The sequence below is a fragment of the Flavobacterium sp. LMO6 genome (assembly GCF_009495795.1).
Classification (GTDB): Bacteria; Bacteroidota; Bacteroidia; order Flavobacteriales; family Flavobacteriaceae; genus Flavobacterium.
The window spans coordinates 271,841-292,009 of record NZ_WIBH01000001.1 but is presented as its reverse complement, the minus strand read 5'-3'; the positions used below and the strand labels follow the sequence as shown (position 1 = coordinate 292,009).

19 protein-coding genes are annotated in these 20,169 nt (G+C 31.1%); 12 read left to right on the top strand and 7 right to left on the bottom strand.

The genetic code is table 11. From position 1 onward, the window contains the following. Window positions 1-9 precede the first annotated feature (9 nt). Window positions 10-654, top strand: coding sequence for an HD domain-containing protein (locus GFJ99_RS01305; RefSeq protein ID WP_153207200.1), 645 nt, complete (start codon window positions 10-12; stop codon window positions 652-654). A gap of 49 nt (window positions 655-703) precedes the next feature. Here GFJ99_RS01305 and gdhA read toward each other — a convergent pair whose 3' ends face one another. The 6 genes from gdhA to GFJ99_RS01275 all read right to left on the bottom strand — a co-directional run bounded on the left by gdhA (window position 704) and on the right by GFJ99_RS01275 (window position 7,071). Further along, window positions 704-2,047, bottom strand: coding sequence for an NADP-specific glutamate dehydrogenase (gene gdhA / locus GFJ99_RS01300; protein ID WP_008255576.1), 1,344 nt, complete (start codon window positions 2,045-2,047; stop codon window positions 704-706). A 171-nt stretch (window positions 2,048-2,218) separates the two neighbouring features. Further along, window positions 2,219-2,995: an enoyl-CoA hydratase/isomerase family protein gene (locus GFJ99_RS01295; RefSeq protein ID WP_153207199.1), complete on the bottom strand. Its 777-nt coding sequence runs from the start codon at window positions 2,993-2,995 to the stop codon at window positions 2,219-2,221. Window positions 2,996-3,002: 7 nt separating this feature from the next. Beyond that, the gene (locus GFJ99_RS01290) at window positions 3,003-4,421 is read right to left on the bottom strand and encodes a PAS domain-containing sensor histidine kinase (RefSeq protein ID WP_153207410.1); all 1,419 of its coding nucleotides are present in this window, start codon (window positions 4,419-4,421) and stop codon (window positions 3,003-3,005) included. A gap of 72 nt (window positions 4,422-4,493) precedes the next feature. Continuing rightward, window positions 4,494-5,048, bottom strand: a complete 555-nt coding sequence (locus GFJ99_RS01285) for a CopD family protein (RefSeq protein WP_153207198.1) — start codon at window positions 5,046-5,048, stop codon at window positions 4,494-4,496. A 33-nt stretch (window positions 5,049-5,081) separates the two neighbouring features. Next, a complete protein-coding gene (hemH, locus tag GFJ99_RS01280; protein ID WP_153207197.1) occupies window positions 5,082-6,095 on the bottom strand; it encodes a ferrochelatase in 1,014 nt (337 codons plus the stop codon). A 103-nt stretch (window positions 6,096-6,198) separates the two neighbouring features. Further along, complete coding sequence (locus GFJ99_RS01275) at window positions 6,199-7,071, bottom strand: AraC family transcriptional regulator (protein WP_153207196.1); 873 nt, start codon at window positions 7,069-7,071, stop codon at window positions 6,199-6,201. Between the two features lie 230 nt (window positions 7,072-7,301). Between GFJ99_RS01275 and hemA the strand changes: the two genes are divergently transcribed. Genes hemA through GFJ99_RS01230 form a run of 9 tightly spaced genes read left to right on the top strand, consistent with a single transcriptional unit; the run spans window position 7,302 to window position 16,063 of the window. Further along, the gene (gene hemA, locus GFJ99_RS01270; RefSeq protein WP_153207195.1) at window positions 7,302-8,558 is read left to right on the top strand and encodes a glutamyl-tRNA reductase; all 1,257 of its coding nucleotides are present in this window, start codon (window positions 7,302-7,304) and stop codon (window positions 8,556-8,558) included. Beyond that, window positions 8,558-9,475, top strand: a complete 918-nt coding sequence (gene hemC / locus GFJ99_RS01265; RefSeq protein WP_153207194.1) for a hydroxymethylbilane synthase — start codon at window positions 8,558-8,560, stop codon at window positions 9,473-9,475. The genes hemA and hemC overlap by 1 nt, the downstream gene beginning before the upstream one ends. A gap of 10 nt (window positions 9,476-9,485) precedes the next feature. Next, window positions 9,486-11,228: a TrkH family potassium uptake protein gene (locus GFJ99_RS01260; protein ID WP_153207193.1), complete on the top strand. Its 1,743-nt coding sequence runs from the start codon at window positions 9,486-9,488 to the stop codon at window positions 11,226-11,228. A 10-nt stretch (window positions 11,229-11,238) separates the two neighbouring features. After that, on the top strand, window positions 11,239-11,946 hold the full coding sequence (locus GFJ99_RS01255; RefSeq protein ID WP_153207192.1) for a TrkA family potassium uptake protein: 708 nt from the start codon (window positions 11,239-11,241) through the stop codon (window positions 11,944-11,946). Between the two features lie 2 nt (window positions 11,947-11,948). Continuing rightward, window positions 11,949-12,617: a uroporphyrinogen-III synthase gene (locus GFJ99_RS01250; protein ID WP_153207191.1), complete on the top strand. Its 669-nt coding sequence runs from the start codon at window positions 11,949-11,951 to the stop codon at window positions 12,615-12,617. Window positions 12,618-12,666: 49 nt separating this feature from the next. Then, entirely contained in the window at window positions 12,667-13,692 is a 1,026-nt protein-coding gene (gene hemE / locus GFJ99_RS01245; RefSeq protein ID WP_008255560.1) for a uroporphyrinogen decarboxylase, read from the top strand. A gap of 13 nt (window positions 13,693-13,705) precedes the next feature. Further along, window positions 13,706-14,242: a GNAT family N-acetyltransferase gene (locus GFJ99_RS01240; RefSeq protein WP_153207190.1), complete on the top strand. Its 537-nt coding sequence runs from the start codon at window positions 13,706-13,708 to the stop codon at window positions 14,240-14,242. Next, window positions 14,232-15,134 carry an oxygen-dependent coproporphyrinogen oxidase gene (gene hemF, locus GFJ99_RS01235; protein ID WP_153207189.1) on the top strand — a complete coding sequence of 301 codons (903 nt, stop codon included), beginning with the start codon at window positions 14,232-14,234 and terminating at the stop codon, window positions 15,132-15,134. Before GFJ99_RS01240 ends, hemF begins: the two co-directional genes overlap by 11 nt. A 41-nt stretch (window positions 15,135-15,175) precedes the next feature. Continuing rightward, window positions 15,176-16,063 (top strand): DUF4421 family protein, encoded by an 888-nt coding sequence (locus GFJ99_RS01230; protein ID WP_370513982.1) that lies wholly within the window; start codon window positions 15,176-15,178, stop codon window positions 16,061-16,063. A gap of 16 nt (window positions 16,064-16,079) precedes the next feature. On the opposite strand, the gene GFJ99_RS01225 is transcribed toward GFJ99_RS01230, so the two are convergent. Further along, the gene (locus GFJ99_RS01225; protein ID WP_153207187.1) at window positions 16,080-18,689 is read right to left on the bottom strand and encodes a DEAD/DEAH box helicase family protein; all 2,610 of its coding nucleotides are present in this window, start codon (window positions 18,687-18,689) and stop codon (window positions 16,080-16,082) included. Window positions 18,690-18,732: 43 nt separating this feature from the next. On the opposite strand from GFJ99_RS01225, the gene hemB reads away from it, so the two are divergent. After that, entirely contained in the window at window positions 18,733-19,743 is a 1,011-nt protein-coding gene (gene hemB / locus GFJ99_RS01220) for a porphobilinogen synthase (protein ID WP_153207186.1), read from the top strand. 7 nt (window positions 19,744-19,750) lie between these two features. Then, a complete protein-coding gene (locus tag GFJ99_RS01215) occupies window positions 19,751-20,164 on the top strand; it encodes a c-type cytochrome (protein ID WP_153207185.1) in 414 nt (137 codons plus the stop codon). Window positions 20,165-20,169 lie beyond the last annotated feature (5 nt).

Here is a 20,169-nt window from a genome sequence, read left to right as displayed (position 1 = left end):
ATTAATCTTATGCAACTAATAAACAACACGATTCTTTTTGTAAAAAAACAATTAGAAGATGCTGAAGGTGGTCATGACTGGTTTCACATTGAACGTGTTTATAAAAATGCTTTATTAATTGCAGAAGAAGAAGATTGCGATTTAATTGTTGTCAAATTAGCGGCATTGCTTCACGATATTGCCGATTCTAAATTTCATGATGGCGATGAATTAATTGGACCTAAAACAGCCAGAACTTTTTTGGAATCTCAAAATGTTTCTGAAAGTAGTATTGACCATGTAGTTGCTATTATTGAAAATATTTCGTTTAAAGGAGGTAATTTTGAAAAGAAATTTCATTCTAAAGAATTAGAAATCGTTCAAGATGCTGACCGACTAGATGCAATAGGTGCAATAGGAATTGCAAGAACCTTCAATTATGGTGGTTTTAAAAACAGAGCTATTTATGATCCGAATATTCAGCCAAATTTAGGCATGAGTAAAGAAGAATATAAAAATAGTACAGCACCAACCTTAAATCATTTTTACGAAAAATTATTGCTTTTAAAAGACAAAATGAATACCAAATCAGGTAAAAAAATAGCTCAAAAACGCCATGATTTCATGGTTACTTTTCTAGCTCATTTTTATGCGGAATGGGATGGAGAAGAATAAAAAAAGCGGTTCTCTTAAAGAAAACCGCTTTAATTTTTAATCTTAATTTTTATACTACTCCTTGAGCTAACATAGCATCTGCTACTTTAACAAAACCAGCAATATTAGCTCCTTTTACATAATCAACATATCCATCAGCATTTGTTCCATATTTTATACAAGATTCATGAATATCACTCATAATTTTGAATAATTTTTGATCTACTTCTTCTGTAGTCCAACTCAAACGTAATGAATTTTGAGACATTTCTAAACCAGATGTTGCAACTCCACCAGCATTAGATGCTTTTCCTGGAGCAAATAAAATTTTTGCATTGTGAAATTCAGTAATTGCCTCTGGTGTAGATGGCATATTAGCTCCTTCAGCAACACAAATACATCCGTTATTTACTAAGATTTTTGCTTCTTCACCATTTAATTCGTTCTGAGTTGCACAAGGTAAAGCAATATCACCTTTTACTTCCCAAGGACGTTTACCTGCAATAAATTTAGCACTTGGATATTTTACCACATAATCAGAAATTCTTCCGTAATTTACATTCTTAATTTCCATGATATAAGCTAATTTTTCGGAATCAATTCCATCAGCATCATAAATATATCCTGAAGAATCTGAAGCAGTAACTACTTTTCCTCCTAATTGAGTTGCTTTTTCTATTGCATATTGTGCCACGTTTCCTGAACCAGAAACTAAAACTGTTTTACCTTGAAATGAAGATCCTTTTGTAGCTAACATGCTTTGTGCAAAATAAACGGTTCCGTAACCTGTAGCTTCAGGACGAATTAACGAGCCTCCAAAAGAAATTCCTTTTCCTGTTAGCACACCAGTAAATTCATTACGTAACTTTTTGTATTTTCCAAACATATAACCTACTTCTCTACCTCCAACACCAATATCTCCAGCAGGAACATCGGTATCAGGACCAATATGTCTAAATAATTCATCCATAAAAGCTTGGCAAAAACGCATGATTTCTGTATCTGATTTTCCTTTTGGATCAAAATCAGAACCTCCTTTTCCTCCACCCATTGGCAAAGTAGTTAAACTGTTTTTAAATACTTGTTCAAAAGCTAAAAACTTTAAAATACTTAAATTCACTGAAGGGTGAAAACGCAATCCTCCTTTATAAGGACCAATTGCAGAATTCATTTGGATACGATATCCTTTGTTTATTTTTGTTTTCCCAGCATCATCAATCCATGCAATTCGAAACATAACCACGCGTTCTGGCTCAACCATTCTTTCCAAAAGCATTTTATCGTGATACTTTTTGTTGTTTTCAATAAAAGGAATAACCGTTTCGGCTACTTCATGAACCGCTTGAAGAAATTCTGGCTCGTTTGGGTTTTTTTTCGCTACTTCTGCTACGAAGTCATTAATTTTTAGGGTCATAATTGTGTGTTGTTTTTGATGAATTATCAATAAAGTTAAAATTCTGTTCAAAATTAAACAATTTAACAATTAAAAATTACGAAATCAATAAAAAAATTTATAAATAGAAATAAAAAAAATACCCCAAATAGTATCTGACTATTTGAGGCATGTTTAATATTGGGTTTCTATTTATTTACCAGGAAATATTGCTTTTCTTTTTTCTAAAAATGCTGTTGTTCCTTCTTTAAAATCTTCAGTTCCAAAACTAGCACCAAAATTCTCAATTTCAACTTCGTAACCATTTACACCATCAATATAATTTGCATTTATAGCTTGAATTGCTTTTGCAATAGCAACACTAGAATTTTTAGTGATTTTAGCAGCAATTCCTTTTGTAAAATCTAGTAATTCTGCTTGTGATACAACATGATTTACTAACCCGTAATTTTTAGCGGTTTCTGCATCTATCATGCCAGCTGTCATAATCATTTCCATGGCACGACCTTTTCCTACTAATTGCGCTAAACGCTGAGTTCCTCCATAACCTGGAATAACTCCTAACGTTACTTCTGGCAATCCCATTTTTGCATTATCAGAAGCTACTCTAAAATGACAAGACATAGCCAATTCTAATCCGCCACCTAAAGCAAAACCATTAACTGCTGCAATAACTGGTGTTTGTAAATTTTGAACAAAATCAAACAATAACGCCTGACCTTCAGCGGCTAATTTTCCTCCTTCTTCTACTGAAAAATCAGCAAATTCAGAAATATCAGCACCTGCAACAAATGCTTTTTCTCCACTTCCTGTAATAATTATTGCTTTTACAGCAGCATCTTCATTTAAAGTTTTAAATCCATCATGTAACTCCTGAATTGTAGCTTTGTTTAAAGCGTTCAATTTTGTAGGTCTATTAATGGTTATAACCGCAATTGCGTCTTGTTTTTCAATAAGAATATTTTCCATTTTTTAATTATTTATTATCATTTATTGGAAAAGAAACCAAAAACTCAGTTCCTTCATTAGATTGTGTATCAAAGGTAATTGTTCCGTTATAATTTTCTATTATATTTTTAATAATTGCCAAACCAAGTCCCATTCCGCTTGATTTTGTGGTGAATTTTGGTTCAAAAACACGCTCAATATTTTCTTCAGAAATTCCTTTACCATTATCTTTTACGGCTATTTTAACTTCGTTATCTTGTCTAAAAACAGTAACAAAAACCATTTTGTTTTCTTGCTCTTCCGGAATGGCTTGAACTGCATTTTTTACTAAATTAGTAATAACACGAATCAATTGAGTGCGATCTAATTTGGCAATAATTTCGTCTTCTAAAGCTGAAAATTGTATAAAATCTTCGTTAAAAATTTCCAATGCCATCTTAACAATATACACTACATTTAAAGTTTCGTTTTGTTGGGCTGGCATAGTAGCAAAATTAGAAAAAGCATTTGCTACTGAACTCATGGTGTCAATTTGTTGTAAAATTGTTTTAGTGTAATCGTCTAATTTTTTTGAAATATTAACGTCGGTTGAATCAAATTTACGTTGAAAACTTTGCACTGTTAATCGCATTGGAGTAAGCGGATTTTTAATTTCGTGTGCTACTTGTTTTGCCATTTCTCTCCAGGCTTGCTCTCTTTCGCTTTGTGCTAAAATAGTGGCACTTTCTTCAAGTTTATCCACCATATTATTGTAAGATTTGATTAACAAATTAATTTCTTTACTACCGTCTTCAATTACAATTTTTTCATTGCGCTGATTTAATTGTGTTTCTTGCATTTTATCACTAATGATTTTTAATGATTTTGTGATATAACTAGACAAAAAGTATGAAAGAACTATTGAAATTAAAAACATGAACACATAAACTTGTCCAAATCGAATTAAGAAATTTTGAACTTCATTATCATAAAACTCAGTATTTTCTTCATATGGCAAATTTAAAATTCCCATAGGTTTAAACTTGGTATCTTTTAAATAAGTATAGGAAGAACGAAAAGATTGTCCTTCAATTTTTGAAAATTCAATATATCTTTTATCTAATGAAGATTGAATAATTCTTAATGTTGATGGGTTAATTTTAGGCTTGTCTTTATCTAGTTTAAAAATAGCTTTTGATGAAATTAAAAGTTTCCCTTTTAAATCAAAAAAATTAATTTCCATGCTGTGAATATCGGCTAATTCGAAAATCTTTTCCTTAAATATAAGCGGAATATTTTCGGTACTTAACGGATAAGTAGTGGTTTGAAGCACGTAATTTATATGTTCTGCAATGGCAGTTTCTTTTCGTTCTAATCTGTCTTGATGATACTCTCGGGCTTCTTTTCTAAATTGATAAATAGAAACCGTTGCAATAAGTATAGAAGCTATCAATGTTAAGAATATCATGGATAGAAAGATTCTTACACGTAAAGAAAGATTTTTAAAATTAAATATTCTGTCCATTTTATTTAGCAACAATTAACTGTTGTTTTTTTCTCTAATTTTTTTATAAAATTTATATCCTATCATTAAAAGTAGCGAAAAAGCAACAATTCCCAGAACTCCAAAAATCCAGTTGATAGCATTCTTTAAAATTACTAAAAATACTACTGCAAAAAGAATTAGGGTAGCACCCTCGTTCCAAAGTCTAAAAAATCCAGAAGAATGTTTAACTTCATCCTTTTGCAATTGCTTAAAAATTTGATGACATTTTAAATGATAAATGTATAACAACAAAACAAATGCCAACTTTACATGCATCCATGGCATTTGCAACCAAGATTGTCCTAATGGTGTAAAAAACAACATCCAAAAAGCGAAAACACTAGCTAAAACAGCACTTGGCCAAGTAATAATATACCACAAACGGTATTGCATTAATTGATATTGTTTAATTAAAATATCTTGTTCGGGTTGTGGTTTTTGTTTGGCTTCTGCATGATACACAAACAAACGAACAATATAAAACAACCCCGCAAACCAAGTGATTACAAAAATTAAATGAAGTGATTTTATGTAGTTGTAAAGTTCCATTTAGAAGTCTTTTTCTTTGTTCTTTTATCTTTATTATTTTTGGAAATCTTTGATCAAGTTTGCCACCACACCACACCATTCATCGTCGTCGTTTAAACATGGAATTGCCATAAATTCTTCGCCTCCATGATGTAAAAATTGTTCATTAGCTTCCATTGCAATTTCTTCTAAAGTTTCTAAACAATCGGAAACGAAAGCCGGAGTTACAACTGCTAATTTCTTAATTCCTTGCTCAGGCATTTTGTTAATTTCAACATCCGTGTAAGGCGTTAACCATTTATCTCCTGCTAAACGCGATTGAAAGGTTTGACTATATTTTCCTTCTGGAATTCCTAATAATTTTACAACTTGTTTTGTGGTTTCGTAACATTGATGACGGTAGCAAAACTCATGTGCTGGTGAAGGTGTGTTACAACAAGATCCATCTATTTTACAATGTGATTTAGTGACATCTGTTTTACGAATATGACGTTTTGGAATTCCGTGATACGAAAACAATAAATGATCATATTCAAATCCATCTAAGTGTTTTTTAATAGAATTTGCTAATGCCTGAATAAAATCGGGTTTGTTATAAAATGCTGGAACATTAGTAAACGTCATTTCTGGAAAATGCTTCAAGCGCAATTCTTCTGCCAAAACCAAAATAGTAGTGGTTGAAGCCATAGCATGTTGCGGATATAAAGGCATCAACATTACTTCGGTAACACCTTTATCTTTTAATTCTTGCAAACCTTTTTGAATAGTTATTGTTCCATATCGCATTGCCAAAGCAACTGGAACATCAACCAATTTTTGAACCTTTTGGTGCATTTTTTTTGAAATCACAATTAAAGGCGAACCTTCATCTGTCCAAATTCTTGCATAGGCTTCGGCAGATTTTTTAGGACGCGTTTGCAAAATAATTCCTCTAACTAATAAAGCACGTAATAAAAACGGAACGTCTATTACGTATTTATCCATTAAAAATTCATCTAAATAAGGCTTAACATCTTTTGCTGTTGGGCTTTCTGGCGATCCTAAATTTACTAATAATACTCCTTTCATTTGGCGGTTTTTTTTTATAAAAGTAATTAATTTGATTATTTTACTTTTTAAATTATCATTTTTTTATTAATTGTTTGATATTCGAAATTGATATCAAGTGGTTTTATACATTCGTGTTCAAATTCATTAGATATTTTTTTGGTGTAGTACCAAATTTCTTTTTAAAGGCGGCAATAAAATGACTTCCTGTGCTGTATCCTATTTTTAAACCTACTTCGTTTACATTATACGAACCACTATCAAGCAATTGTCGGGCATAATCCATTTTATATTCGAATAAAAAGCCATAAACAGTATCGCCGTAAATTTGTTTGAAACCCATTTTTAATTTTTTCAAGCTTAGCCCCACTTGATCTGATAGCTCTTCTAACCCTGGTGGTTCTGCCATGCTTGAAATCATTATTTCTTTAGCCTTTTTAATTTTTAACACATTTTCTTCATCAATTAAAAACGGGCATTGCTCTGCATTTGGGTCTTCGGAACGGTTAAAATACAAACTCAATAATTCGTACCCTTTTCCTTTGTAATACAAGTTTTTAATAAACGAATTTAAATTGTAATGGAATAATTGACTCAATACAATAGCCATTGATGGGCTAATATCGTTTTCTTTATAATACTTTTTATCTTTATTATCTTCACTCAAAAACGGAATATGTTCTGCTTGTGATGAAAACAAACCGTGAAATTTCTTGATAGAAATAATAACCGAAACCACCCAAGTATGTGGAGCTAATTCTAGATTTAAGGGCAATTCTTTTTGCGGATTATAAAACAAAAGGGACTTTTCTTCTTTTAAATCCAAAGCATAACTTCCTTGATTAAAGATAAATTTTCCTTTTCCTTTTAACCCAAAATGAAACTGAATAAAACCTTGATTTACAGGTTTTTGAATTCGATACATTTCGTCTCCATCATTTTGAAAAAGATATAAAATAAAATCATTTTCAATTTTAATTTCTTCTTGAGAACCCATAGCGATATTTTTTCGGATATAGTTACATACAAAAATCAAATTGTTATTTAGAATTATTCTACATAGTTAAATTCGAAACACTTGATTTTGCTACAAATTTAATAGAAATAACGCTAAAAAGATGAATAAGATGTAAAATATCTTTTATCGACACAAAAAGTACTTTGAGCGTTACTTTTATAAATGATAGTCTAATAATTTTGCTAAACTTTTAGGAAAGAGTAAAAACTATGGAAAACAACACATTTGCGAAACATCCTACATTCTATGCAATTGGTTTGAGTTATAAAAAAGCCGATGCTGAAATGAGAGGTAAATTCAGCTTAGATGATAACGCTAAGCTAAATTTATTACTTCAGGCAAAAGAAGAAGGATTGGAAAGTTTAGTGGTTACATCAACATGTAATCGAACTGAAATTTATGGTTTTGCTCAACATCCATTTCAATTAATCAAATTACTTTGCGAAAACAGTCAAGGAACAGTTGAAGATTTTCAAAAAGTAGCTTTTGTATATAAAAATAACGAAGCTATTGCACACATGTTTCGTGTAGGAACTGGTTTAGATAGTCAAATTCTTGGTGACTTTGAAATTATAAGTCAATTAAAAAATGCATTTGTACAAAGTAAAGAACTTAATCTTGCTAACAACTTTTTAGAACGATTAGTTAATGCGGTAATTCAGGCCAGTAAAAAAATAAAAACCGATACTGAAATTTCATCAGGAGCAACATCTGTTTCCTTTGCATCTGTGCAATATATTTTTAAAAATGTTGAAGATATTTCAAACAAAAATATATTACTTTTTGGAACCGGAAAAATTGGAAGAAATACGTGTGAAAACTTAGTAAAACATACTAAGCACGAACACATTACCTTAATTAATAGAACCAAAGACAAAGCTGAAAAAATTGCCAATAAACTAAACGTAATTGTAAAAGATTACGCCGATTTACAATTGGAAATTCAAAAAGCAGATGTTTTAGTTGTAGCAACTGGAGCCTTAAATCCTACCGTAGATAAAGCCATTTTAAATCTGAAAAAACCTTTATTAATTTTAGATTTATCGATACCTAAAAACGTGAATGAAAACGTTAAAGAATTAGATGCTGTTACACTAGTTCATATGGATCAATTGGCAGAAATGACAGATGAAACATTAGAAAACAGAAAAAAACATATTCCTGCTGCCGAAGCAATTATTGAAGAAATTAAAGATGAATTTTTAGCTTGGACAAAACAACGCAAATTTGCGCCAACAATTCATGCTTTAAAAGCAAAATTGAATTCTATTAAAGATGGTGAATTGAATTTTCAACGTAAGAAAATTTCAAACTTTGATGAGGAACAAGCCGAATTAATCAGTGCAAGAATAATTCAAAAAATTACAAACCATTTTGCAAATCATTTAAAAGATGACGAAACTATGGTAGACGAAAGTATTGAATGGATTGAAAAGATTTTTCAAATAGAAACGGCTGTAAAGTAATGAGTAAAATTATTAGAATTGGCACAAGAGACAGTGAATTAGCACTTTGGCAAGCACATACTGTTCAAAAAAAATTAAACGATTTAGGTTATAAAACTGAAATTATTGCCGTAAAATCTCAAGGAGATATTATATTAGACAAGCCTTTATACGAATTAGGAATTACCGGAATTTTTACTAAAACTTTAGATATTGCCATGTTAAATGGTCAAGTAGATATTGCCGTTCATTCTATGAAAGATGTTCCTACCGCTTTACCAATTGGGATTGTGCAAGCGGCTGTTTTAGAACGTGCCAACACCCTAGATATTTTAGTTCACAAAGGCAATTTAGATTTTTTAACTTCATCAGGAACTATTGCTACAGGAAGTTTGCGCAGACAAGCACAATGGTTAAATAAATATCCAAATCATAAGGTGGTTGATTTACGTGGGAATGTAAATACGCGCATGCAAAAATTAAATGAAAGTGAATGGAATGGTGCAGTGTTTGCTGCTGCTGGCTTAGAGCGAATTAACATTAAACCCGAAAATTATATCGATTTAGACTGGATGACTCCTGCTCCTGCTCAAGGCGCAATGGTTGTGGTTGCAATGGAAAAAGATACTTATTGCACTGAAGCTTTAGCAAAATTAAATGATAGAGAAACCGAAATTTGTACTTTTATAGAAAGACAATTTTTAAAAACATTAGAAGGTGGCTGTACTGCTCCTATTGGTGCATTGGCTAAATTTACTACAGAAAATATTGAATTTGAGGGTGTTTTGTTTTCTTTAAACGGAAAAGAAAAACACATAATCAAAAAAAGTTGTAATTTTGATTCTTATAAGAACTTTGGCGCTGATTGTGCTAAAGAAATTTTAAACAATGGCGGTGCTGCTTTAATGGAAAGTATTCGTCTTGATTTAAAAAAATAACACATTCTAAATGGAGAAAGAATCATTACTTAATTATTTATATCGGTTTTTTGATATTATTGTATTGCTCTTTATAGTTTTTGATTTTGGATACGATTTTGAAGAAAACTATAATTCTCCTCATGTAATTGGCTTACTAATTTTAAGTCTTGGTTTACTTGCTTTTAATGCCTTTAAATTTTTTACTTATAAATATAAAAGCAATAAAAAAGTTGCTTTGGCTAATTTCATATTATTATCGGGAATCTTATCTTTTTCTGGTATTATTGCTATTTTAAATATCGAATTTCCAATACAATATGTTTTACAAAAAATTAAACCCATTTTAGAAGGCGGACTTATCTTTTATTTCTTAATTCGATTGTTGGTTTTAGTTCGTCACATATATGATATTTACTTTAATCCGGCAATTGTATTTGTTGGGAGTTTTGTGATTTTAGCTTTAACAGGAGCTTTTTTATTAATGTTGCCAAGTGCAACCACAAACGGAATATCGTTTACTAATGCGATTTTTACTTCCACAAGTGCTGTATGTGTTACAGGTTTAGCTGTTGTAGATACGGCAAACGATTTTACATTTGTTGGTCAATCTATAATTTTGGTTTTAATTCAACTTGGCGGAATTGGTATTTTAACTTTCACTTCATTTTTTGCCTTTTTCTTTAGAGGAAGTTCGTCATTTAAAGAAGGTTTAAACACGAAAGACTTTATCGCTCAAGAAGGTTTAAAAGATGTTTTTAGAGCCGCTCTTAATGTTGTTATTTTTACTGTTTCGGTAGAAATAATAGGGTCCATTTTTATTTACACCACCATATTAGACAATAATACTATTTCTAATAAATTCTTCTTTTCATTATTTCATTCTATATCGGCATTTTGTAATGCTGGTTTTTCTATTTTTTCTAGCGGATTATATGATGAAAGTATTCGTTTTCATTATGGCTTTCAATGGATAATAATGATTTTAATTATTTTTGGAGGATTGGGTCATAACATTATATTTAACTTCTATCAATATATCAAAACACATGTTTTAGAATTTTTTGATAAAAAAAGAATTCACAAACAAGTCCGAATTATTACTCTAAACACAAGAATAGTAATTTATACAACAATTATTTTGTTACTTGTGGGTTGGATTTTCCTATTTATTTCTGAATACAACAATACGTTATTAGTTCATAAAACACTATTTGGGAAAATTACCAATGCAGCATTTAATGCTGTTACACCTAGAACAGCCGGATTTAATGTTATCGATTTTACAGAAATGACTGTACCCTCTTTATTATTTATAATCTTTTTAATGTGGATTGGAGCATCGCCTGCTTCAACAGGTGGTGGTATTAAAACCAGTACATTTGCATTAGCAACTTTAAATATTTTTGCTGTAGCAAGAGGTAAAAGTAGAATCCAATTTTTAGGAAGAAGAATTACAAGTGAATCAACTTCTCGAGCTTTTGCAATTCTATGTATTTCGTTAATAGTAATAGGAATTGCTATTATGGCTTTATTAATTTTTGAACCAAAAGACACACCGCTTTTAACGGTTGTTTTTGAATGTTTTTCGGCATATAGTACTGTTGGTTTGAGTTTAAACTTTACCCCAACATTATCAGAACCTAGCAAATATGTTATCATTATTGTCATGTTTGTTGGAAGAATAGGAATGCTCAATTTAATGATTGGTTTATTACGTCAGTTAAATCATCAATTTTATGAGTATCCAAAAGAAAATATTTTAATTAACTAATATTATTTTTATGAAAATAATAGTTTTTGGCCTTGGAAACTTCGGAATGTCGTTAGCATTATCACTAACAGAAACTGGAAACGAAGTAATAGGAATAGACAAACAAATGGACAAAGTAAATCTTGTAAAAGATAAAATTTCTCATGCCATTTGTATGGATTCTACTAATGAATTAGCTTATGAAGCAGTTCCTTTAAAAGATGCTGATAAAGTTGTTGTTGCCATTGGAGAAAATGAAGGTGCTGCCATTATTACAACTGCCATTATTAAAAAATTAAGTGACGTGAAAATTATTAGTAGAGCTTTATCTCCTATTCACGACACCGTATTAGAAGCAATGGGAATTCACAGCATTATTCATCCTGAGCAAGAATCTGCAGACAGATTAACCAAGCAAATTAATTTTAAATCTACTTTAGAAAACTATCAATTAGATGATAATTATACGATTTCAGAAGTTAAAGCCAAACCAGAATTTTACGGAAAAACTTTAGGTGAATTAGATTCTATAGATACGTATCATTTAACTCTTATTACTATTATTCGCAAAAGAGAAAAACGTAATTTAATTGGAAAAAAAACAATTGTAAAAGAATCAATTGGTCGTCCAAATCCTGAAACAGTTGTTTTAGAATGTGATATTTTAGTAGTTTATGGATATAATAAAGATATTGAAACCTATTGTCAGGATCAGGAAGAACATCAAATTAGAAGTTAATAATGGTTACGATTCTCGCTACAAAAAAACTACCAAAAGCATTAAAAAAGAAATTTGCTGATGCTAAAATTGTACTTGTAGAGAAAAATTTTATTCAAACTAAATCCATTTCATTTGAAACACCTCAACCAAAGGATTACTTCATTTTTACGAGTAAACAAGCAGTAAAAAGTGTTTTAAAATCGGATGTAAAAAACGTTCATTCCATTTCTTGTTTGTGTGTAGGAAGTAAGACCAAAAGGTTTCTCGAAAAGAAAGGTTTCTCCGTTATTGAAAGTGCTGATTATGCCGAAGATTTGATTCAAATAATCGATTCAAAATACAAAAGCAATTCGTTTATCTTCTTCTGTGGAAATATTAGAAAAAATACAATTCCAAATTATTTTCTACAAAATAAGATTGCATACAACGAAGTTATCGTTTATGAAACCAAACCGAAACCACATCAAGTAAAAGAAAAATTTGATGGCGTTTTGTTTTTCAGTCCATCAGGTGTAAATAGCTTTTTAGAAAACAATACATTAGAAAATAAAACGTGTTTTTGTATCGGCACAACCACCGCAAAAGCATTAGAAAATATCCCCGAAATTTTGGGTCATAAAAATATAATAATTGCATCGCAACCAACAGTTGAAAATGTGATTAATGAAGTCATAAAATATTACAAATAAACAAGACCAGATAGTTTTTAAAACCTGTCTAGTCGGAAAAACAAAAATCATGTTAAAGAACGATTTATTTTTAAGAGCATTAAAAGGAGAAACTGTTGAACGTCCACCAGTTTGGATGATGCGTCAAGCAGGAAGATATTTGCCAGAATTTAGAGCATTACGCGATAAATATGATTTTTTTACACGTTGCGAAACTCCAGAATTGGCGGCTGAAATCACAGTACAACCGATTCGAATTGTAAAACCAGATGCTGCCATTTTATTTTCTGATATTTTGGTGGTACCAAGAGCTATGGGAATTCATGTAGAATTAAAAGATAATTTAGGTCCGATAATTCCAAATCCAATTCGAACAGCCGAACAAGTAAATCAGGTTTTTGTGCCGAATATTCACGAAACTTTAGGTTACGTGATGGATGCAGTAAAATTAACTAAAGAAATGCTGAACGACGAAGTACCATTAATTGGTTTTGCTGGTTCGCCATGGACAATTTTTTGTTATGCAGTAGAAGGAAAAGGTTCTAAAAGTTTTGATACAGCCAAAGGATTTTGTTTTTCAAACCCGGTAGCGGCACATTTATTATTGCAAAAAATTACCGATACGACGATTTTATATTTAAAAGAAAAAGTAAAAGCAGGTTGTAATGCGATTCAGATTTTTGACTCTTGGGGCGGAATGTTGTCTCCAGTAGATTATCAAGAATTTTCATGGCAATACATTAATCAAATTGTAGAAGCTTTAGCTGAAGAAACGGAAGTAATTGTTTTTGGGAAAGGATGTTGGTTTGCCTTGAACGACATGGCAAAATCAAAAGCATCAGCACTTGGAGTAGATTGGACGTGTTCACCAAGAAATGCGCGTTATTTAACGGGTGGTGATATCACTTTACAAGGAAATTTTGACCCAAGTCGACTACTTTCTCCAATACCAACCATCAAAAAAATGGTTCACGAAATGATTGACGAATTCGGAAAAGACAAATACATCGTCAACTTAGGTCACGGAATTTTACCAAATATCCCTGTGGATCATGCTAAGGCGTTTGTTGAGGCGGTTAAAGAGTACAAGAAGTAATTTTTTATAACTAATGATAGAAACCGATTCATTTTATATAATCACTTTACAAGCAGATGACGCAAAAAGTTTATCTGAAATGATGGTTTTGAATTTTGATAACTTTAAACGGTACTTTCCAATTACGTTGTCAAAAAATCAATCCTTTGCTGATAGTTTAAGTTATATTGAAGAAAAAAGAAAAGAAATCACTTTAAAATCTGAATTTACTTTTGGAATTAAAGATATTTCAAATTCAAAAATAGCAGGTTTGATTATCATCAAAGAAATAAATTGGGATACCAAACAAGGTGAATTTGCTTATTGTATAAGTACAGAATACGAAAACAAAGGTTGGATGTCAAAAGCTATTGCGCTAACCTCAAAATATGGATTTGAAGTTTTAGGATTCAATAAATTTCAAATTATTGCTCATAAAACAAATATTGGAAGTTGTAAAGTTGCAGAAAAATGTGGTTTCGAATGGAAAACAACACTTTTAAATGAATACACACCTCCAAATGAAACTCCATTGGATATGGAATTATATGAATTAGAACATGAAAAATAAATTCTACACCTACATACAAACCTTACAAAATCAAATCTGTGAAGGATTAGAAACTATTGATGGTAGCGCCAAATTCAGAGAAGATGTTTGGGAGCGACCAGAAGGTGGTGGTGGACGAACACGTGTAATTGAAAACGGGAATGTTTTTGAAAAGGGTGGTGTAAATATTTCCGCCGTTCATGGCAAATTACCCGATACTATGCAAAAGATGTTCGGTGTAGGAGAAGCGGACTTTTTCGCTTGCGGATTGAGTTTGGTGATTCATCCTAAAAATCCAATGGTGCCAACGGTTCATGCCAATTGGCGCTATTTTGAAATGTATGACGAAAACGGCAACATCATCAACCAATGGTTTGGTGGCGGACAAGATTTAACACCCTATTATTTGTTTGAAGAAGACGCCAAACATTTTCATCAAACCTGTAAAAATGCTTGCGACAAACATAATCCTGAATTTTACCCTAATTATAAAAAGAAGTGCGACGAATACTTTTGGAACGCACATCGATTTGAAGCCAGAGGAATTGGCGGGTTGTTTTTCGATTATTTAAAAGCAACCGAGCAAATGTCGATGGAAGATTGGTTCAATTTCGTATCTGAAGTTGGGAATTCTTTCTTACAAGCGTATGTTCCAATTGTGGAAAAAAGAAAAGATTTACCTTATACGGATGCACAACGCACTTGGCAAGAAATTCGTCGTGGTCGTTATGTGGAATTCAATTTGGTTCATGATAAAGGCACTCTTTTCGGACTAAAAACAAACGGAAGAATTGAAAGTATTTTGATGAGTTTACCACCACATGTGCAATGGGTATATGACCATCATCCGGAACCAGGAAGCGAGGAAGAAAAATTACTAAAAGTATTAGCAAAACCTGTTGAATGGGTATAAAATTAAGCTCCCTGTTTTTTTTTATAGGCACTTTTTTTGGAGTGGCTCAGAACGACTCGTTGTCATCTCCTTTTTTTAAATCATATGACGAAAAAGTAACCAGTAGTTTATATTTTATAGATACTTCTAACAGTTTTGAATTTCTGTTTGATGCTGGTGGACAAGACAAACATTTAAATTTAATTCCAAATCGAAGAGCACAAATTGGCGCAAATCTTAGCTATAAATTTATTGATGTGAGTTATGGATTTTCGCCTCAATTTTTTGATGAAAACAAAGACAATTCAGATTCCAAATTATTTACCATCAGCACCCGTTTTTATCATAAAAAATGGATGCAGTCCATCACGTTTATTAATCAGAAAGGATTTTATATAGAAGATGATGTAACCCTGTTTTTACCTAGATTAAGAACTACAAAAATTGGCGGTACAACTTCTTATGTTTTTAATGATAAATTTTCGTTTAAAACCATTGCCAATCAAAAAGAATGGCAAACCAAAAGCGCAGGAAGTTTTATTCCAAATTTAAGTTTTTATTATACCAATTTTGATCTCAACGATGGAAGTGGCGGCGAACATAGTGATGTTTATTTAGCAACACTTTCGGCTTCCTATTTTTACAATTTAGTCATAAAAGAAAAGTTTTTAGTTTCTGCTGGACTTTCTCCTGGCTTTGGATTTAATGATGTAGACGGAGACGTTTCTCCATTATACGAAGTAACGGGAAGTTTTAAAATTGGGTATAATGTGGATTCATTTTTTAGTTTTATCAATTTAAATTTTACTGATTTTGTTCAAGATACTAATGCAAAAATCAGATTAAATGATAATTTCTCTACCTTTAAATTTACAATTGGCTATCGATTTAATCCACCAAAAAAAGTAAAAGAAGTTTATGAAAAAATTAAGTTGATAAATAAACAATGATTTTTTTTAAATTTATTTAATTCCAAATTACAGCTTTTTTGGTGGTTTCTTTAAAACTGTTACTAATATGAAACATTCGTGCTTTCAACAATAATTTTCGACCTTCCAGAAATCTTGTGTATATAATTTTTGAATTTCCAACATGTCTTTGCCAATGTTCTTCGAAAACTATAATATTAGCTTTCTTATCGCCGAAAATATCAGGTACTGAATAATAATTTTCAATCTCAAAATTTTTCCTAAACCAATTGGTCTTAACAATCAAATATCTTGGGTTTTGAATGGGCTGAATAATTTGTTCTATTGCATTTATAAATAAAGCACTTTCAAATTCTGAAACCCCTTTTATTGAAATAATAGCATCTCCATTCGGATTTAAATAAGATTGTAATGTTATTTGATTTTTTGAAGTTGCAAAAAAGTTGTTTTCAATCATAGCATCAACAAGAGCTTGTCCAATTTTTTCTAAATCTTTATGCAAATAACCAAACTGAATATATGCCTTTATTGCTTTGTATGACCTAACACCAAAAGTAATTCCCAATCCTGTTATTAACGCATAAATAAAGGCTAACATTCCTTTAGTTAATAAAACATTCAAATTTTTGATTAAAAACTGTGGTAAAAATAATGATAAACCAATAGTGATTTCTGCAAATGAAGTTTTAACTACATCTTTAAATTTTTGTTGTTTTTCAACCTGATATTCATTTTCACCTTGGTAATATTGTTTGATTTCTCTTGTTAATAATGCTCCTTTAGTAACTGCTTTGCTCCAAGCTTTAATTAAAAAACCTCTATTTTCAGATGCTTTTAAAGTTTCTTCATTAAAAGTTTCAAATTGGAAATTATCAAAGTACGTTGGTAAATTTAATCGATCTATTCCACTTTCAATAATGATGGGTTCTTTACTTGAAATACCTACATAAGAATCAAATCTTCTTTTTAAAGTAGCAATATCACTTCCTCCATATTTATCAGACGAATCTAAACAGACTAAATGCCAAATGTTACCTGTTTTATTTTTATTTCCTTTTAATGAACGTATTGCTCTACCTCGCATCTGATTTGAAGATACAAACGAACCAACAAATGAAGCTAAAATTAAAGTGTTTATGGATGGTGCATCCCAACCTTCTCCTAAAAGAGATTTGGTTCCTATAACCACATTAATTTTACCTTGCTCAAATAAATTGGTAATCGTTTTAACTATTTGATTGGAAGAACCATTAATTTTAATAACATAAAATTCACTATCAACTTCTAAAGATTCAAAAGAACATTCAATCTGCTCTAATATTTCATTTTTTAAATCGTTATGAACAATTACAATAGAACCTGTTAAGACAGCTATTTCATTTTTAGGTAAAATCTTTCTTAATCTATGAAAAATCGGAAGAACTCCTAACCTATCAATTTCTTCATCATTGGAAACGGTTAAAAATTCCTTTTTTATATAATCTGTTAATATTACAGCTCTTAAGTTCTCAACTAAATTTCTTCTTTCATTTTCGATAATCGAAACAATACTCGAAAGTTTACTACTACTGTTAGATAGTGAACGATATAATTTTTTTGTTCCAACAAAATCAACAAATCCTTCTTCAATAGCATGAATTTTTCTAACATTATTTTCAAGCTTTTCAAGAAAAACTTCTTCATCAATTAAATTTTTTCTGTCGCTAAATAGTAAATTTTGAAGCAATACTTGAGCCCATTGCAAATCAAAATTTGGAATTTCAATCTTATCTTTCTTATCAAATCCTAAGATATAAAAATTTTCAATTGCTATCTCTTTTTTACAATGATTTAGATAAATTAATAATGCCGAAAAATATTCTGGGTTGTTATATATTTCAGAGGTAAATAAAGGTGCTTTTTTAACAAATCTATGATTTTCAATAACACTAATTAATTCAGAATTAAACTCAAGCGAATCAAAAAATGAAGCCACCTTTAATCTAAAATCAGTTATAAAATTTATTTCTATATCTGTTGGTTTAGAAAAATAAACATAGTCTTGATGCGGACATAAATCGCCTTCTTTAATTAAATCAGGAATTGCAATTTCATCATCTATATCACCACAAAGTTTGAAATATTTAGTTACTTCTAATGCATCACTATCGTATGGAGGAGTTGCCGTTAGAGCTACAACCGTTTGTTTTTGATGTTCTTTTAATTCATACAAACATTTCCACCATTCATTTTTAAGATGGTGCGCTTCATCTAAAATTAAAACTTCGATTTTGTTTTTCTCGAAATATTCAAAATAATCTTCTTTGGATTTACATTTTTTAAAAAAAGAATGCAAAGATTGATAGGTCGAAAAAATTACATCTTTAGGTTCGTTGATATCAAAAGAGTAATTCTCAAAATTAGAATTATTTGAAAAAAAACTTTGAAGTCTTTCATTCCATTGATTTCTGATGGTCAAAGTTGGACTCAAAATTAAAGTTTTCTTGTTCATTCGGCGCATTATTTCCAAGCCTAAAATGGTTTTTCCAGAACCCGGAGGTGCAATCACATGAAGATGATTATCATGAATATGAGACTCAAATTGAGAAAGAAATTTTTCTTGATAAGTTCTCCAATTATAACAAAACTTTAATTCTTTAAAAGGCATATAACCTATATATTTTTTAACTTTGCTTCAAATATAATAAATTATGTTCCCATTACACAGAGGTCGTCGTTTAAGAGTAAACGAATCTATAAGAAGTTTAGTACGCGAAACAACATTGAGTCCTAGTGATTTTATGTTTCCAATGTTTATTGCAGAAGGTGAAAAAGTAAAAGTTGAAATTCCATCCATGCCCGGCATTTTTCGTCGCTCGATTGATTTAACTGTAGAAGAAGTTAAAGAACTTTTTACTTTAGGAATTCGAGCGGTGAACATTTATGTAAAAGTTAGTGATGATTTAAAAGACAATACTGGAAAAGAAGCTTGGAACGATAATGGTTTGATGCAAAGAGCCATTCGAGCTATTAAAACGGCTTGTCCTGAAATGATTGTAATGCCCGATGTAGCTTTAGACCCTTATTCGATTTATGGTCACGATGGAATTATTGAAAAAGGCGATGTTGCAAATGATGCTACCAATGATGCTTTGGTAAAAATGGCAGTTTCTCATGCAAAAGCTGGCGCCGATTTTGTAGCGCCAAGCGATATGATGGATGGTCGTGTTTTACGTTTACGCCAAGGTTTAGATGCAGCTGGATTTCATAATGTGGGGATTATGAGTTATTCGGCTAAATATGCTTCTGCTTTTTATGGTCCGTTTCGTGATGCTTTAGATTCGGCTCCAAAAGAGGCCGATGTAGATGCTGAGCCTATAGAAGTACCGAAAGACAAAAAAACCTATCAAATGGATTATGCCAATCGAATTGAAGCGGTTAAAGAAGCATTGTGGGATGTGGAAGAAGGAGCCGATATGGTTATGGTAAAACCCGGAATTGCCTATTTAGATATCGTTCGTGAAGTAAAAAATGCTGTTGATGTTCCAGTAACGGTTTTTCATGTTTCTGGAGAATATGCCATGATAAAAGCGGCTGCTGAAAGAGGTTGGTTAGACCATGATAAAATTATGATGGAACAATTAATGTGTATTAAAAGAGCTGGTGCTAGTTTGATATCAACCTATTTTGCTAAAGAAGCGGCCATTTTATTAAATAAATAATTTTAAAATGAAACTTATATTAAAATCGTTTGTCTTTTTTATAATAGTCTTTTCCATAACGAGTTGTGGCGAAAAAAAAGAAACGGATGCTTACGGAAATCCTGTTGAAGAAAAAACTGAGACATCCGCTAAAACTTCGGTTGATCCATTATTAGCAAAAGGGCAAGAACTTTTTGAAGGAAAAGGAACTTGTATTGCTTGCCATAAAACTGATGTTAAGGTAATTGGACCATCTATAAAAGAGATTGCTAAAATTTACAAAGAAAAAAATGCGAGTATAGCCTCTTTTATTAATGAGGAAACAGGACCAATTGTTGACCCAATACAATATGAAACAATGAAAACCAACTTTGCTATTACGAAAGCCATGACGGCCGAAGAACGCAAAGCATTAGAAATGTATATGATGAGTTTCGAGTAATTATA

Bases quoted from the DNA above. Each gene is read 5' to 3' on its own strand.
- GFJ99_RS01305 (WP_153207200.1), top strand. From the start codon at position 10: ATGCAACTAATAAACAACACGATTCTTTTTGTAAAAAAACAATTAGAA.
- gdhA (WP_008255576.1), bottom strand. From the start codon at position 2,047: ATGACCCTAAAAATTAATGACTTCGTAGCAGAAGTAGCGAAAAAAAAC.
- GFJ99_RS01295 (WP_153207199.1), bottom strand. From the start codon at position 2,995: ATGGAAAATATTCTTATTGAAAAACAAGACGCAATTGCGGTTATAACC.
- GFJ99_RS01290 (WP_153207410.1), bottom strand. From the start codon at position 4,421: ATGATATTCTTAACATTGATAGCTTCTATACTTATTGCAACGGTTTCT.
- GFJ99_RS01285 (WP_153207198.1), bottom strand. From the start codon at position 5,048: ATGGAACTTTACAACTACATAAAATCACTTCATTTAATTTTTGTAATC.
- hemH (WP_153207197.1), bottom strand. From the start codon at position 6,095: ATGAAAGGAGTATTATTAGTAAATTTAGGATCGCCAGAAAGCCCAACA.
- GFJ99_RS01275 (WP_153207196.1), bottom strand. From the start codon at position 7,071: ATGGGTTCTCAAGAAGAAATTAAAATTGAAAATGATTTTATTTTATAT.
- hemA (WP_153207195.1), top strand. From the start codon at position 7,302: ATGGAAAACAACACATTTGCGAAACATCCTACATTCTATGCAATTGGT.
- hemC (WP_153207194.1), top strand. From the start codon at position 8,558: ATGAGTAAAATTATTAGAATTGGCACAAGAGACAGTGAATTAGCACTT.
- GFJ99_RS01260 (WP_153207193.1), top strand. From the start codon at position 9,486: ATGGAGAAAGAATCATTACTTAATTATTTATATCGGTTTTTTGATATT.
- GFJ99_RS01255 (WP_153207192.1), top strand. From the start codon at position 11,239: ATGAAAATAATAGTTTTTGGCCTTGGAAACTTCGGAATGTCGTTAGCA.
- GFJ99_RS01250 (WP_153207191.1), top strand. From the start codon at position 11,949: ATGGTTACGATTCTCGCTACAAAAAAACTACCAAAAGCATTAAAAAAG.
- hemE (WP_008255560.1), top strand. From the start codon at position 12,667: ATGTTAAAGAACGATTTATTTTTAAGAGCATTAAAAGGAGAAACTGTT.
- GFJ99_RS01240 (WP_153207190.1), top strand. From the start codon at position 13,706: ATGATAGAAACCGATTCATTTTATATAATCACTTTACAAGCAGATGAC.
- hemF (WP_153207189.1), top strand. From the start codon at position 14,232: ATGAAAAATAAATTCTACACCTACATACAAACCTTACAAAATCAAATC.
- GFJ99_RS01225 (WP_153207187.1), bottom strand. From the start codon at position 18,689: ATGCCTTTTAAAGAATTAAAGTTTTGTTATAATTGGAGAACTTATCAA.
- hemB (WP_153207186.1), top strand. From the start codon at position 18,733: ATGTTCCCATTACACAGAGGTCGTCGTTTAAGAGTAAACGAATCTATA.
- GFJ99_RS01215 (WP_153207185.1), top strand. From the start codon at position 19,751: ATGAAACTTATATTAAAATCGTTTGTCTTTTTTATAATAGTCTTTTCC.